Annotated in this window: 16 protein-coding genes; 10 read left to right on the top strand and 6 right to left on the bottom strand. The window is 63.4% G+C overall.

Annotated elements, in window-relative coordinates:
• Positions 1 to 136: 136 nt before the first annotated feature.
• From GCU68_RS20445 to GCU68_RS20425, 5 genes are read left to right on the top strand one after another with little or no spacing between them, the layout of a single operon-like run.
• Complete coding sequence (locus tag GCU68_RS20445; RefSeq protein WP_152944494.1) at positions 137 to 715, top strand: acyltransferase; 579 nt, start codon at positions 137 to 139, stop codon at positions 713 to 715.
• On the top strand, positions 712 to 1,941 hold the full coding sequence (locus GCU68_RS20440) for a DegT/DnrJ/EryC1/StrS family aminotransferase (protein WP_152944493.1): 1,230 nt from the start codon (positions 712 to 714) through the stop codon (positions 1,939 to 1,941). Before GCU68_RS20445 ends, GCU68_RS20440 begins: the two co-directional genes overlap by 4 nt.
• Complete coding sequence (locus GCU68_RS20435) at positions 1,938 to 2,927, top strand: Gfo/Idh/MocA family protein (RefSeq protein ID WP_152944492.1); 990 nt, start codon at positions 1,938 to 1,940, stop codon at positions 2,925 to 2,927. Before GCU68_RS20440 ends, GCU68_RS20435 begins: the two co-directional genes overlap by 4 nt.
• Positions 2,924 to 4,432: a nucleotide sugar dehydrogenase gene (locus GCU68_RS20430; RefSeq protein ID WP_152944491.1), complete on the top strand. Its 1,509-nt coding sequence runs from the start codon at positions 2,924 to 2,926 to the stop codon at positions 4,430 to 4,432. Before GCU68_RS20435 ends, GCU68_RS20430 begins: the two co-directional genes overlap by 4 nt.
• Positions 4,425 to 5,483, top strand: a complete 1,059-nt coding sequence (locus tag GCU68_RS20425) for a glycosyltransferase family 2 protein (RefSeq protein WP_152944490.1) — start codon at positions 4,425 to 4,427, stop codon at positions 5,481 to 5,483. Before GCU68_RS20430 ends, GCU68_RS20425 begins: the two co-directional genes overlap by 8 nt.
• Here GCU68_RS20425 and GCU68_RS21895 read toward each other — a convergent pair.
• The gene (locus GCU68_RS21895) at positions 5,468 to 5,671 is read right to left on the bottom strand and encodes a hypothetical protein (protein WP_168927129.1); all 204 of its coding nucleotides are present in this window, start codon (positions 5,669 to 5,671) and stop codon (positions 5,468 to 5,470) included. The two genes, GCU68_RS20425 and GCU68_RS21895, sit on opposite strands and share 16 nt — an antisense overlap.
• Before the next feature lie 284 nt (positions 5,672 to 5,955).
• Here GCU68_RS21895 and GCU68_RS20420 point away from each other — a divergent pair, with 284 nt between their 5' ends.
• The gene (locus GCU68_RS20420; RefSeq protein WP_152944489.1) at positions 5,956 to 6,252 is read left to right on the top strand and encodes a hypothetical protein; all 297 of its coding nucleotides are present in this window, start codon (positions 5,956 to 5,958) and stop codon (positions 6,250 to 6,252) included.
• 54 nt (positions 6,253 to 6,306) lie between these two features.
• On the opposite strand, the gene GCU68_RS20415 is transcribed toward GCU68_RS20420, so the two are convergent.
• Complete coding sequence (locus GCU68_RS20415; RefSeq protein ID WP_152944488.1) at positions 6,307 to 6,657, bottom strand: thioredoxin family protein; 351 nt, start codon at positions 6,655 to 6,657, stop codon at positions 6,307 to 6,309.
• 290 nt (positions 6,658 to 6,947) lie between these two features.
• Between GCU68_RS20415 and GCU68_RS20410 the strand changes: the two genes are divergently transcribed.
• Together GCU68_RS20410 and glnA are read left to right on the top strand one after the other, a co-directional pair.
• Positions 6,948 to 7,283 (top strand): hypothetical protein, encoded by a 336-nt coding sequence (locus GCU68_RS20410; RefSeq protein ID WP_152944487.1) that lies wholly within the window; start codon positions 6,948 to 6,950, stop codon positions 7,281 to 7,283.
• A 266-nt stretch (positions 7,284 to 7,549) separates the two neighbouring features.
• Positions 7,550 to 8,905: a type I glutamate--ammonia ligase gene (glnA, locus tag GCU68_RS20405; protein ID WP_152944486.1), complete on the top strand. Its 1,356-nt coding sequence runs from the start codon at positions 7,550 to 7,552 to the stop codon at positions 8,903 to 8,905.
• Between the two features lie 158 nt (positions 8,906 to 9,063).
• Here glnA and GCU68_RS20400 read toward each other — a convergent pair whose 3' ends face one another.
• Positions 9,064 to 9,303, bottom strand: coding sequence for a helix-turn-helix domain-containing protein (locus GCU68_RS20400; RefSeq protein ID WP_227015150.1), 240 nt, complete (start codon positions 9,301 to 9,303; stop codon positions 9,064 to 9,066).
• Positions 9,304 to 9,511: 208 nt separating this feature from the next.
• On the opposite strand from GCU68_RS20400, the gene GCU68_RS20395 reads away from it, so the two are divergent.
• Complete coding sequence (locus GCU68_RS20395; protein WP_152944485.1) at positions 9,512 to 9,844, top strand: hypothetical protein; 333 nt, start codon at positions 9,512 to 9,514, stop codon at positions 9,842 to 9,844.
• Positions 9,845 to 9,921: 77 nt separating this feature from the next.
• Positions 9,922 to 10,266, top strand: a complete 345-nt coding sequence (locus GCU68_RS20390; RefSeq protein WP_152944484.1) for a hypothetical protein — start codon at positions 9,922 to 9,924, stop codon at positions 10,264 to 10,266.
• Positions 10,267 to 10,355: 89 nt separating this feature from the next.
• Here the strand turns inward: GCU68_RS20390 and GCU68_RS20385 are convergent, their stop codons facing one another.
• Genes GCU68_RS20385 through GCU68_RS20375 form a run of 3 tightly spaced genes read right to left on the bottom strand, consistent with a single transcriptional unit; the run spans position 10,356 to position 14,206 of the window.
• Complete coding sequence (locus tag GCU68_RS20385; RefSeq protein WP_152944483.1) at positions 10,356 to 11,189, bottom strand: metallophosphoesterase; 834 nt, start codon at positions 11,187 to 11,189, stop codon at positions 10,356 to 10,358.
• A gap of 9 nt (positions 11,190 to 11,198) precedes the next feature.
• Positions 11,199 to 12,935: a hypothetical protein gene (locus GCU68_RS20380; RefSeq protein ID WP_152944482.1), complete on the bottom strand. Its 1,737-nt coding sequence runs from the start codon at positions 12,933 to 12,935 to the stop codon at positions 11,199 to 11,201.
• Positions 12,932 to 14,206 (bottom strand): Single-stranded DNA binding protein, encoded by a 1,275-nt coding sequence (locus GCU68_RS20375; protein WP_152944481.1) that lies wholly within the window; start codon positions 14,204 to 14,206, stop codon positions 12,932 to 12,934. Before GCU68_RS20375 ends, GCU68_RS20380 begins: the two co-directional genes overlap by 4 nt.
• Positions 14,207 to 14,238: the final 32 nt, after the last annotated feature.

Raw genomic sequence — 14,238 nt, 5'->3', positions numbered from 1 at the left:
GGATAACAAAGCCGTGTTACCAGTTGTGTCAGGATGATTGCCCACACGGGTATCGCGTACAAATGATGTATAAATTACACGTGCGGTTTCGGCTGTCTGAGACGGACGTAACGAGTACCAATAGAGGTGTGACCCGATGAGTCGGTTCGTACACGGCGACGACTGTGTCGTCGACGACGATGCGACGGTCGGCTACGGATCGTTCGACGAACCGACACGAGTCGGTGACGACGCAACGATCAGAGCCGGTTCGATCGTCTACGGCGACGTCACGATCGGTGACGAGTTCACGACTGGACACAGCGTGCTGGTCAGAGAGGGCACGACGATCGGCGACGACGTTCTCGTCGGGACCAAGACGGTTATCGACGGCCAAACGACGATCGGCGACGACGTCAGTCTGCAAACGAATGTGTACGTTCCGACTGAAACGACGATCGGGAGCAACGTCTTCGTCGGACCGGGAGCAGTCATGACGAACGACGAGTATCCGGTCAGGACGGACAACGGCCTCGAGGGACCGACGATCGAGGACGGTGCCTCGATCGGTGCCAATGCGACGCTGCTGCCCGGCGTAACGATCGGCGAAAATGCGTTCGTCGCCGCCGGTTCGGTCGTCACCGAGGACGTTCCACCCGGGACGCTCGCCGTTGGCACGCCAGCGTCGGTCCAAACGCTACCGGAGCCACTCGAGGGTGCAAATCAGATCGCATGACTGATTCAAACACCGACCCCGAGATCGGAACCGACGGTGGCACGGAAACCAGCACCGACGGTGGTGCGGGGGCCGAACCCGAACGCGAGACGACGGAGCTGGACGAGCCGTCGACTGACGAGTCGGTTTCGATCGCAGCGCCCGATATCGGCGCAGAGGCGAAACAGCGAGTCCAGTCCGTTCTCGAGAGCGGGATGCTCGCCGATGGGCCGGAAGTGAGGGCCTTCGAATCGTCGTTCGCTGCCTACTGCGGTGCCGAGTGCGGTGTTGCAACGTCGAACGGGACGACTGCGTTACACGCTGCACTCGAGGCTGTCGGCCTCGAGGACGGCGATGCGGTCATCACGTCTCCGTTTTCGTTCGTCGCGAGCGCGAACGCGATCAGACTCGCCGGTGGAACCCCGGTCTTTGCGGACATCGATCCCGAGACGTACACGATCGATCCAGTCGACGTCGAACGACTCCTCGCCGAGCGTGACGATATCGTCGGCCTCGTTCCCGTTCACCTCTACGGGCTGGCAGCCGATATGGACGCGCTCGGCTCCCTCGCTGACGAACACGATCTGTTCGTCGTCGAAGACGCGTGTCAGGCCCACGGCGCGGCCATCGATGGCGATCGCGTTGGCTCACTCGGTGATGCTGCGTGTTTCTCGTTTTACCCGACGAAGAACATGACCACTGGCGAGGGTGGGATGATCACCACCGACCGCGACGACGTCGCCGACCGCGCTGCGAGTTTCGTCAACCACGGCCGAGACGTCGGCGACGGCGGCAGCTACGACCACGTCGACCTCGGCCACAACTATCGGCTGACGAGTCTCGCGGCCGCAATCGGCCGCGCCCAACTCGAGCGACTCCCGGAGTTCAACCGGGCACGCCGGGCGAACGCGTCGTTCTACGACGAGCAGTTGGACGGGCTGCCGCTCGAGACGCCGACGGAACCGGATGGTTACCGGCATGTGTATCACCAGTACACCGTTCGGACTGACGACCGCGACGCGCTCGCGGCGACGCTCGAGGACCACGGTGTCGATACCGGCGTCTACTACGGGACGCCGATCCACCGACAGTCGGCGTACGAAACGGTGAGCACGGCCGCCGCAACGCTGCCGAACGCGGAGCAGGCCGCCGAGACCGTCCTTTCCCTGCCCGTCCATCCGGATCTCTCGGAGCGTGACCGGCGGATCGTCGTCGAAGCAGTGCGAGACCACTTTCACTCCCAATGAGTCGAACTCCCTCTTCACGCCCGATCAAAGCCGGCGTCATCGGCGTCGGATCGATGGGCGCGAATCACGCGCGCGTGTACAGTGAATTACCAACTGTCGATCTTTCGTGTGTCACCGACCACGACGACGCCGTCGCACACCGGATCGCAGACGAGTACGAGACCGAGGCCGTCCCGTTCGAAACCGTGCTCGAGCGCTGTGACGTCGTTACGGTCGCCGTTCCGACGCAGGCCCACCACGACGTGGTCTCGACGTGTCTGGAAGCGGATGTCCACGTACTCGTCGAAAAGCCGATCGCCGAGACGGTCGAGCAGGGTCGAGCGCTGGCCCAACTGGCTCGAGACCGGGGGCTCGTTTTGCAGGTCGGCCACATCGAGCGGTTCAATCCGGCCGTGCAGACGGTCGCCGACCTGATCGACGACCTCGAGGTCATCAGTCTCGAGGCCGAACGACTCGGGCCGCCGATCGACCGGACGGCACCGGGCAACGTCATCTTCGATTTGATGGTCCACGACGTCGACATCGTCGACTCCCTGCTCGGTGACCGGCCCGACTCGGTGAGTGCGATGGGGACCGACGGTGGCCAGTATGCCACGGCGACGATGGAGTACGGCGACGTCGTCGCCTCGCTGACTGCGAGTCGCGTCACCCAGAAGAAAGTCCGGACGCTCACCGTCACCGCTCGCGACTGTCTCGTCGAGGTCGACTACCTCCAACAGTCGGTCCTGATCCACCGGGATTCGTATCCGGAGTATCTCATCGACGACGGCACGCGTCGCTATCGTCACGAGAGCGTCGTCGAGCGGCCGCGGGTCGATAACGGCGAACCGCTTCGCCACGAACTCGAGGCGTTCGTCGAGGCCGCCCGAACCGGCTCGGAACCGGTCGTGACCGCCGAGGACGGCATCGAGGCCCTCGAGACGGTCCAGTTGATCGACTCGCTCATCGGTGAGGAGACGCAAGCCCGCGAGGTGAGCGCGCGATGAGTCCCGACACTCCCGATGCCGAGTCAGCGCCTGGGCTCTACGAGTCGACGGCGTCGCCGGACCGCCAGCGCGAACTGTTCACCACGGGAGAAATTCCGGTCGCTGTCTACGGTCTCGGAAAGATGGGGCTCCCGCTTGCGGCCGTCTACGCCGAAACGACGGGCAACGTTACCGGCGTCGACATCGACCCCGACGTCGTCGAGACGATAAACGATGGCACCAGTCACGTCGTCGGCGAACCGGGTCTCGAGGAGCTCATTGCCGAGCAAGTCGAGCGCGGGCGACTCGAGGCGACGACCGACGGCACCGCCGCGGCGGCCGACGCGCGCGTTCACGTGATCATCGTCCCGACGCTGATCGACGACGACGGCGAACCCAACCTCACGACAGTCGAGTCGGTGATCGACGACATCGCAGCCGGACTCGAGCCCGGCGATCTGGTCATCGCCGAGTCGACGCTGCCGCCGGGGACCTGTCGCGACGTCCTCGAGCCACATCTGATCGAGGAGAGTGGACTCGCTTCCGACGAGTTCGGGCTCGCGTTCTGCCCGGAACGGACGTCTTCGGGAACGGCGCTGCGGGACATCCGCGGCCAGTATCCGAAGGTCGTCGGCGGCATCGACGCGGAGAGCACGCGGGCCGCGACGGTCGTCTACGACGAACTCTCGGACAACGAGGTGCATCCGGTCTCGGATGCAACGACGGCAGAGGCCGTCAAAGTGTTCGAAGGCGTCTATCGCGACGTCAACATCGCGCTGGCGAACGAACTCGGCCGGCTCGCCGACGAACTCGGTATTTCGGTCCGCGAAGCCATCGCGACGGCGAACGACCTGCCGATGTGCCAGCTTCACGACCCCGGACCGGGCGTCGGTGGTCACTGCATCCCCTACTACCCGCACTTCCTGCTCTCCAGAATGGACGAGCCGATGGAGTTGACACGAACCGCCCGACAGGTCAACGACGAGATGCCGGCGGTCGTCGTCGACCGCCTCGAGCGGGAACTCGCGGCGACGGGAACCGACCTCGCCGACGCGTCGGTCGTCGTCCTCGGCGTGACCTACCGACCGGGCGTCGAGGAGACCCGGGCCTCGCCGGCGATCGGCGTGATCGACGAACTGACTGCCCGTGACGCGGCGGTTGCCGGCGTCGACCCGCTCGTCGATCCATCGGCGTACGGTGCTCGAGCCGTCGAGATCGACGACCTCGCAGCCGAGTCGTTCGATGCGGCCGTGATCGTCACACCACACCAGGCGTTCGATCGAATCCCGTGGGCAGACCTCGAGCCGATGGTGGTCGTCGACGGGCGGGACGCGGTCGACTTCTCGGCGACGCCACACCAGGTGTATACGCTCGGCGGCACGGCAAGCGGTCGCGCGCCGACAGGTAACGGTCGAGAGTCCGTGACGGCGGACGGACAGTCGCTGACTGCGGACGGTGGACGGACCGATCGCTCGAGCGATTCCACTGTCGACTTCGATGCTGCCGACGGAGGACACGATGTATAAGGGCAAACGAATCGGCGTCGTCGTCACGGCCTACAACGAGGCGGCGTTCGTCGGCACCGTCATCGAGACGGTTCCAGACTTCGTCGACCGGATCTACGCCGTCGACGACGCATCGCCGGACAACAGTTGGGATGTGATCCAACGGGTTGCATCCCGGATTAACGAGACAGCCGAGTCGACACCGGAGCTGACGGTCACTGACGGCGGTGAAGGACGACGCGTCGTCCCGATCCGTCACGACGAAAACCGCGGCTACGGTGCCGCCGTCAAGACGGGGTACGAACACGCCGCTGCGGACGAGATGGACGTCGTCGCTGTCTTGAACGGCGATGGCCAGATGGACCCCGACATCTTGGATCGAATCATCGATCCGGTCGTCGAGGGGGAGGCTGACTACGCCAAGGGCAACCGGCTGCTCACCCCCGAAGACCGCAGCGGTATGTCCTCGTTCCGGTTTCTCGGCAACGCGATGCTCACCGGCCTCTCGAAGTTCGCCTCGGGATACTGGACGATCGGCGATCCACAGAACGGGTACACCGCCATCTCGAGGGAGGCGATCGAGGAACTCGACCTCGAGGCGATCACCGACCGCTACGGCTTTCTCAACCACATCCTGACTCACCTCAACGTCCACGAGCGCCGTGTCGCCGATGTCCCGATGACGGCCATCTACGGCGACGAGGAAAGCAGCATCCGGTACGTCCCGTTCATCAGATTCGTCTCGCTGCTGTTGCTTCGAAGCTTCCTCTGGCGGCTGAAGACCAGATACGTGGTTCAGGAGTTCCATCCGGCCGTCGTTTTCTACGGCACCGGCGCTGTCGGGCTCGTCGGTGGCAGCGCCGGGCTCGGCGGCTCGCTCGTCCGTCTCCTCCGCGACGACGAGGGCTCTGTCGGCATGATCGGCTCGTTCGTAGCGACGTTACTCGGGCTGATTGCACTCGGCTTCGGTATCTGGCTCGACGCGGACGAAAACGACTCACTCGAGGTTACGAGCGGCGAACCCGACCGAACGGGGACTGACAGTCGGCCGCCGACTCACTCGATCGAATAGCGCACGATGTCGTCTCCGTCACACACCGGACAACGGGTCGTATCAGCCGAGACGTTCGTTCCGCAGTCTCGACACTCGTAGATAACCACGGGCTGTTCCGTCTCCTCGGAATCTTGTGGCGTCGACGGTGATTCGGTGTTCGCTTCTGATCCGTCAAAGAGAGTAGAAAGTAAACGGGAGAGGGCCATACAATGTAGTTACAAACCGTACTTTCGGTTCGGGCATAAGTGTTTTGCAACCGAACTTTCAGTATCCAAAGCCGATCACACGACCAGACTGGCCGCCAGTTCGCCGTACGGCGACGGGTGGTCGAGCAGTCTCGGTCGAGAGTGTCGATTCGCTCGTCTACCAGAACGGGCCGCGATTCCGTGACGCGTCGAATGTCGGTGGCTGGATTATGGCGACCAACAGTCTCATGTAGTGTGACACCCTTCGACCGCACGAATCAACCGCTTTCAAGGGGATGATAGCTATGGACGAACGTATATTGGACGATGACGAACTCGACGAACTGATCTGCAGCGCCGAGTGGATGGCACCCGTAGACGGCGACATTGTCAAACTGATGCGGTCGGACGACGTCTTTACACCTGAGCACATCAGCGACGAAGACGTTTGTCGTGCACCCGATGCCGCCTATCGATGTCGGCAACTCGTCAAGTATGGGCTGTTGAGCCAACTCACCGTCGGGATGTACGATATCACCGACCTCGGCGAACAATTCCTCGCGGGCGACGTCGACCCACAGGACCTCGAACCCGACGACTAGCGGCGGCGGGTGCCGACGAGCGCCGATCAGTCGCTGGCGGAACGCAACGACCGATCAGTTGCGATCGACAGCCGCTGGGGCGGTGTCCTCGAGGAACTCGAGGACACCCGCTGCTCCGATGAACCCCTCGGCTCGGCGGGCGATTTCGGTGCCGTCTCGATACACCAGTAGCGTCGGCACCGAGTCGAGTTCGAGGCGCTTGAGCAGCGCGATGTCGTCACCGGGATTGAGCAGTCCGACGGGGACGTCGGTTGCCCGAGCGACGGTTCCCAACACCGGCTCCATCGCCTGACATTTCGAACATCCGCTGGTATAGCATTCGACGAGCGCAACGTCGTGAGCGCCGACGAACGCCTCGAGGTCGGCACCGTCCTCGAGCCGCGTCGGTTTCGATGTGCCGTCCATACGAGGGGTACTCGTTCGATCCGGAAACCGATACCGCCAGGTTATGGGACAGGTATCGGTGCCGATGAACGACCTGTGTCCCGATTCACTCGAGTAAACTCGCCTGAACCGTTCTGACGAACGAGACGGAACGTCGATGGATCCACAACCGAGAGAGCACGCGTTACACCTGGGAGCAGCCAGTGTTCGGTAGGTTCGTGTGTTGGTTTGACCGTAATGTGGGGTAGATTCGGATTGAGAGACCGGAAGTATAGACAGTGGCTTTAGGGGCCGACCCTTGGACGCTGGCAATGACTCACTTCGCAGCCACCGACCGGAACACGTCAGGACGCCGCAAATCGACGCTGTTTTGCTGGGGCTGTGATCACGAGAATCCCCTCGACGGTGACTGGGATCGGCGGCCGATCGACCGCCACGTCGAGTACGTCTGTCCCGTCTGTGAGACAACGATCGCGAAACGCCCGTTGCCCAACTCCCCTCCCACCGAACGAGCGACACCGACCCCGTCAGTTATGTGGCAACGAACGCTTCACACGACGATGGGCGTCTGGCGTGCGAGCATCGACGTCGGACTGTCGACGCTTGCAGTCGCGACTGCCGTACAGGCTTCGAGTGGGCACCGATAACACGATCGGATACGTTTTCGGAATTCGATGGCGCTTCCATTGAAACAGCCGTCTCGAGCGCGCGTTCCTTTATTGTTCGTCTCGAACTCGATCACTTCCGTTTACGATCATCCAGTTCGGTGCACGATTTCACGATTTCTATTATCCGAACGACTCTGAATGCCCTCTATTAGTGTATGAATATGAACTTTTTATGCTATTTGATTATATTCGCCCACAACAGTAGAGCTTTAGTAGTAGAAACCGATGGATTATCCGAGTAAAAGATGACGAGCGGAAATCTGACGTCCGCGGAAGAAGCCGTACTGAACAAAATCGAAGAAAAAGAGATCGACTTCCTTCGGTTGCAGTTTACCGACATCCTCGGAACGGTCAAGAACGTCTCTGTGCCGGCCCGACAGGCCGAGAAGGCGTTCGCCGACGGGATCTACTTCGACGGCTCCTCGATCGAAGGCTTCGTTCGTATCCAGGAGTCAGACATGCGCCTCGTTCCCGACTCGGATACCTTCTCGATTCTCCCCTGGAGACAGAGCGAGGAGGGTGCGTCGGCTCGGATGATCTGTGACGTCTACAACACCTCGACGGGCGAGCCGTTCGACGGCGACCCGCGCTACGTTCTTAAACAGGCGCTCGAGCGTGCCGACGAGATGGGCTATGAGGTCAACTTCGCGCCCGAACCGGAGTTCTTCATGTTCGAGGAAGACGAGGACGGTCGCGCAACGACTGAAACGGCCGATTACGGCGGTTACTTCGATCTCGCGCCGAAGGACCTCGCCTCCGACGTCCGACGCGACATCATCTACGGGCTAGAGGACATGGGCTTCGAGATCGAAGCCAGCCACCACGAGGTCGCTCGCGGCCAGTACGAGATCAACTTCGAGTACGACGACGCGCTCGCGACGGCCGACAACGTCGGCACCTTCCGCACCGTCGTTCGGGCGATCGCCGCCGAACACGACCTCCACGCGACGTTCATGCCCAAGCCGATCCCGAAAATCAACGGCTCGGGAATGCACACGCACATGTCGCTGATGGACGAGAGCGGCGAGAACGCCTTCCACGACGAGGACGACGAGTTCAACCTCTCCGCCACCGCGCACTCGTTCCTCGCTGGCATCTTGGAACACGCGCCCGCGATCACGGCCGTCGCGAACCCAACCGTCAACAGCTACAAGCGCCTCGTGCCGGGGTACGAGGCACCGGTCTACGTCGCCTGGTCCGATCGTAACCGGTCGGCCCTCGTCCGCAAACCCGCCGCCCGCGTGCCCGCTGCCTCGCGTATCGAGCTGCGTTCACCCGACCCCTCGTGTAACCCCTACCTCGCCTTCGCTGTCATGATCCACGCCGGGCTCGATGGCGTCGAGCGCGACCTCGAGACACCCGATCCGGTCCAGGAGAACATCTACGAGTTCGACGAGGCCAAACGCGAGGAGTACGGCATCGAGACGCTCCCGTCGAACCTCGGCGAGGCCGTCGACGCCCTTGAGGACGACGAGGCGATCTACAGCGCACTCGGCGACCACATCGCCTCGAAGTTCGTCGAGGCCAAACGCCAGGAGTTCGAGGAGTACCTCATCGACGTCTCCGAGTGGGAACTCGACCGCTACCTCGAGACGTTCTAGGCCACTCGTGACGCTCATCTCACGCTCTTTCTCGGTGTTTCGCCCACGCAGAAACCACGTTAGCACCGACTCTCGTCGCGTTGCAGTATCCTCCACCGGCAGACAGTCGTCACTCGAGACCGTGTCAGAGACCGGCGCCACCACCCACAAAATACTGCTCAGTTCGTGACGACGTACTCGTCGCCGTCCTGCTCGACGAAGCCGGCACTCGAGAGCGTGTTCAGGATGCTCAAGATCGAGAGTTTCTGCATCGACAGCGTTGCCCCCAGCTCCTCGACCGTTGCACCACCGGTCGCCTCGAGATAGATATAGACGAGTTTCGCCTGCGCTGAATCGAGGGTGTCCGGAACGGTGTCGATCGCTGAATCGGGTCGTTGTTTCTGTGTTTTCAGTGTCATCACCAGCATCGACCAGATTCCTGTATATAAACCCACACGTCGTTTGTGTATATATCACAGTGGGGGATCTAATACGATATTCTCCTGACGTTCAGTGCAGTAAAATAGTTCATACAACTATTATCCCACAGCCGATGCCGCCACTGAGAGCCGACATCGGGATCGCCGGGTGTTTTATGTCCGTCAGCGAAACGTCGACACACGATCGATGACGAGTCAGGAACGACCCACGCCACCGGCCGACCTCGACGACGACGTCGCCGAGGCGCTGCGGCTCCTCGAGGACAGCGACGCTGCCCACCTTCGGGCTGTCAGCACGTATCTCGAGGCGCTCGCGGCGTGGACGGAGTCGGCGAGCGACGACGAACCGGAATCGGATGCCAGCGTGGACGAGACGGGTGACGCCGATGGCGACGTTGAGTACCCGGCGGACGTTCCGGAGCGAGCGAGCGTCACGGTCAAAGAGATCGCCGGGACGACCTATCACTACTACCAGTGGCGCGACGGCGACCGGATCGAATCGAAAACGGTGCAACGATAGCGCCAGGCGCGACTGACTGCTCGACCGATCGTGTTTCCCAAGCAACATTTACATCGCCGGCCGAAAAATAGCCACGTATGATCGATATCATCTACGGGCTCTTTTCGTTCGTGCTCGTCCTCGGTGGTGGGCTCGTCGTCTATGAGTCCCGATGCTACACTGCCGAGCAACGCGCTCGAGCGCCACGACTCTCGCGGGCGTATCTCGGTTCCGGCGTCCTGCTGGTCCTCGTCGGCGTCATTGGGCTCCTGTGGATCGCGATCGGTCGTACAGTGTGGACACTGAACGCCGTGCTGGTTGTGGTCGCCGCGCTCCCATCGCTCGTCCAACACCTGCTCCATCGCCGACTGAATCTCGAGCGGAGTCCACTGGAGACCCGACTCAGGAGCGCCATTGGACGGACAACGCTGGATTCCGAATAGTCTCAATCGTGTTCGAGACCGTCTCGAGTCGAATTCGTCTGGGAACCGTCGCCGTTTGCGGCGGCACGCTGCGTTCCCGAACCACCGATTCACACCGACTCGTAGGGTCCGAGTCGCGTCCCGTCTAACAGGTAGGCCTCGGCGGACGCGAATCCAGCCGGCAGAAACGGCGAGAGAAACGATTGTCCGGGGAGGTTTACCCACGTCCCCCCAACGAGGTCGTTGAACGCCGGCACGACGACCACTCGAGGCGACGACTCACCGCCCTGCTCGAGCCACGGAATCCCGTCGTATTCGGGCCGGTCGCGAAACGGTGCCGGGTCGAGGCGGCCGCGAAGCCACGCTCGCTCGACGCGGCTGCCGCCGACTTCGTCCTCGAGTCGCACGCAGGGGTGCTCGTGGCCGAGACAGACCACGTCACACTCGAGGACGGCCGGGGCAGGCCAGGTGTGGCCGTGACAGACGCCGACTTCGGCGCTGCCGAGCGCGACGCCCTCGCCGGAAACGACCGTCACGTTCGCCGTCTCGACTCCAGACTCGTCGTCAGCGGTGAGCCACGTCTCGATCCGGCCGTCATGGTTGCCCTTGACGACCGTCACGTCCAGTGTCGGCGGCAACGACTCGAACAGCACCTCGAGTTCGCCGCGCTCGGCTCCCCCCGGATCGCCGATCGAGTGCATGAGGTCGCCGAGCACGACGAGACGGTCGGGCTCGGTTCGCTCGAGCAGTGACTGGAGCCGGTCCCGTCGCTCGGGGGCGTGACTGGGGACGTCGACGCCGCGTTCGTACCGCAGACCGGTCTCGTAGCCGGCGTGGTAGTCGGCGACGAGCAAGGCGCGTTCCGTCCCGACGACCGCAGTCGCGGCTGGCTCGCCGGGGACGGGTTCGATTCGGACGGTGTCGGGACGGAACCGGTCGGACATCGAGCGCCGTTAGATCGCTTTCAGCGTTTCGTCGTCCGGTTCGTAACACTCGCCGCCCATCAGCGCGTCCTGGATGGCGTCTTCGACGTCGCTCTCGGCTGCGCCGGTGTCGTCGGCGACCGTCTCGACGAGCGTCGTTCGATCGGCACCGTCGCCGTCGTCGAGTTCTTCCATCGTTTCGACGACGTACGACTGGAGGTCGACATCGTCTCCGGGCTCGTCGTCGGCCTCGCTGGCCTCCTCGGCGTCGGTATCGCCGCTCGTGTCATCCGTGTCTGCCGTTTCGAGTGAGTCCGAGTCGTCCTCGAGCCCTGACGCCGGTGGGGAACCGAGGTCGTCGTCGGTTGCGGTGTCCGTCGAGAGCGTCGTCGGTTCGTCGTCAGTGGCCGAGTCGGCTTCGTGACCGGGTTCGTCGGCTTCGACCCCGTCGTCGGGCTCGGGAACGTCGATGTCTGCTGCGCCGGGCTCGTCGACTTCGCTTCCGGTGGTGAACTCGGTGCCGAACTCCGCCTCGAGTTCTTCGCGCTCTTCGTCGTCCATCTCGTACATGCCGCCGTTGTCGGCGTCGAAATCACCGAGATCATCGTCTGTGCCGTCATCGCCAGCGGGTGCGTCGAGTTCCTCGGTCTCGAGGACGTCGTCGTCGGTCGATTCCTCGAACGCCGTCGACTCGTCGGCCGTGTCGTCGGTTGCAGTCGTCACACCGCGTTCGGGCTCGGAGGCAGTCGTCTCGGCGGTGCTCGGTTCCGCACCGCTGTCGGCGGACGCGTCCGTCGAGACGCTCGAATCGGCCTCGAGCTCGGGTTCGGCGGCCGTCTCGGAACCGTCGGTCGTCGTTTCCCGCTCCGTACCCGTCGCCGTCCCCGTCGCTGCGGCGGTGCCGACCGACTCGCGGTCGGTGTCAGCGCTCGTCTCCGCGGCTTCGGCAGCCGCTGTGGCCACGCCGGCCGGCTGTTTGTCGGTGCCAGCCGACTCGAGTCCGTCGAGGTCGACGCTCGAAAGCGCTGTGAGCGAGTCGAACGTCGCCGATTCGTCCGCAGGACTCGAGTCGCCGGGGGAAAGCGAGAGGCCGGTGACTTGCTCGCGGTCGTCCGCGACGACTTCGACCGCCTCGCGGGCACAGTCGCGCAGGGCCGCGAGATACGACGGCGTCGTTCCGTAGTGGTCCTGTGCGAGCGGGATGCCCGCGGCGAGCCCGGATTCGACGCCGGCTTCGCGGAGCGCTGCTGTCAGTTCGTCGCCGTCGGCCTCGAGCATTGCAGCATCGGCGTAGGTGCCGATGCGATCGAGGGTCTGTTCGGCCGCGCTGACCACCCAGCGGTCGCGGGTGTCGGCGTCGACCGTCGCGATGCTTTCGGGCCGGATCGAGGTGTAGACCTGGTCCGAGTCGTCGGGCTGGAACGTCCGAGCTTTCCCCGTCACCGCGACGAACGCGGGCGGCTCGAGCTGTTCTAACGTTGCCAGTTCGTCGGGCTGGTACTGGCCGGCGTAGACGACGAATGCGCCCGTCGGATCGACGACGCGCGCACGGACCATCTCGTCGTTGACCGCGGTGACTTCGGTGAGCGTGCCGACGACGAACAGCCGGTTGAGTCGCGCTCCAGTCGGCGAGATGACGTAGTTCGGCGCGCGCTCCTCGTCGCTTTCGGTGTACGACAGCGAGGCGTCGTCGTACTCGGCGGCGAAGAGCCGGTAGGCGAGTTCGCGGCCCGGGATCTCCTCGTCGCCGGTGTCGGACGTGCTCATGCGTCCACCTCCTCGAGGAAGGCACTCGCACGTGCGGCTGGCTCGTCTTCGCTCTCTTCGAAGGATTCGGCGTCGAGATTGGCACCGTACTCGTCGACCGAGAGGTGCCCGCGCACGCGATACTCGCGACCGACGATGCGCTCACGGATCGTATCCGCGACGACCTCCTGATCCATGGCCTCGCGGGCCTGCTCGAGGGCGTCCTCGAGCGTGCCGTCGTAGACCTGTTCGGTCAGTTCGTCGTCGAGGACGACGGTCAGCGCGCCGGTGCCGTCGTCGAGGATCGCCTTCACCCGGAGGTCGTCGATTCCGTCGACGTCGCTGTGGGTTCGACACTGGCCTTTCTGGATGACCCGGTAACACTCCGGACAGCGCTGGATCAGTCCGGAACCGTCGCGGACGGCGAGTACGTTCCCGACGACTTCGACGTCGTAGATACCGCCAGTGCGGACGGCCGAACCGATGTCCATCGTCGTCGTGTCGACGCCGACATCGACCTCGCGCTCGAGGGCGGTGACGGTCGAAAACTCGGAGACGTTCACCTCGGGCACGCCACGGAACTCCTGAACGTAGGCGTTCTCGATGCGAACCGTACTGCCCTCCTCGATCTCGGGTGCGGGATCCCAGTTCGTAAAGGGTAGGCGGCCGCTCTCGTCGCCAAAAACGCCGCTCAGGATTTCGGTCTCGCCATCGCGGCCGTCGATCGTTCGGCGTTCACAGTCGACGACTGAGACCTCGACGTTCACCGCGCGGTCGCCCGTCTGGAGGTCGGCGAGTTGGGCGTCGCCGCCGGTCTCGTAGGGTACCGTAAGCGAGTCTGTCTCGAACGACAGCGACGTACTCTCGCCGAGGTTGAGCTCGGGTTCCCCATCCCACTCGCGGACGCTCGCATTGCCCGCGGTGATCGTATCACCTGCCGAGAGGCCGAAGTCCTCCCAAGCGGTGTAGTCGATCGTGCCGGTTTCGTCGGCGAGTCGGCCTTCGACGATAACGTGATCGTCGCCCTGATAGCGGATCGACCGTTTTCCAGTCGTCAACACGACGCCGGTTACGGTAACGTTGCTATCCTCGGGCGTGATCTCGCCGATCTCCTTGCTCGAGGGCGCGCCGCCCCCGCCACTGCTCCCGTCGCCGTACTTCCGGCGGAGGCTCTGTTTGGCCTCGTCGATCGGGACGCTGTACTCCACCAAGTTCTGCAGGTCTGCTTTGACCTCCTCTTTGTCGACACCGAGGTCGGAGGCAAGAGCCTCGGCATGCTCATCGAGTTCCATCACCGGCTTTTCGTCCGGGGGCTTAAAAAGCG

It is taken from the genome of Natronorubrum aibiense (genome assembly GCF_009392895.1).
GTDB lineage: Archaea > Halobacteriota > Halobacteria > Halobacteriales > Natrialbaceae > Natronorubrum > Natronorubrum aibiense.
The sequence above is the reverse complement of the archived record's forward strand: the minus strand, read 5'-3'. Positions and strand labels throughout refer to the sequence as shown.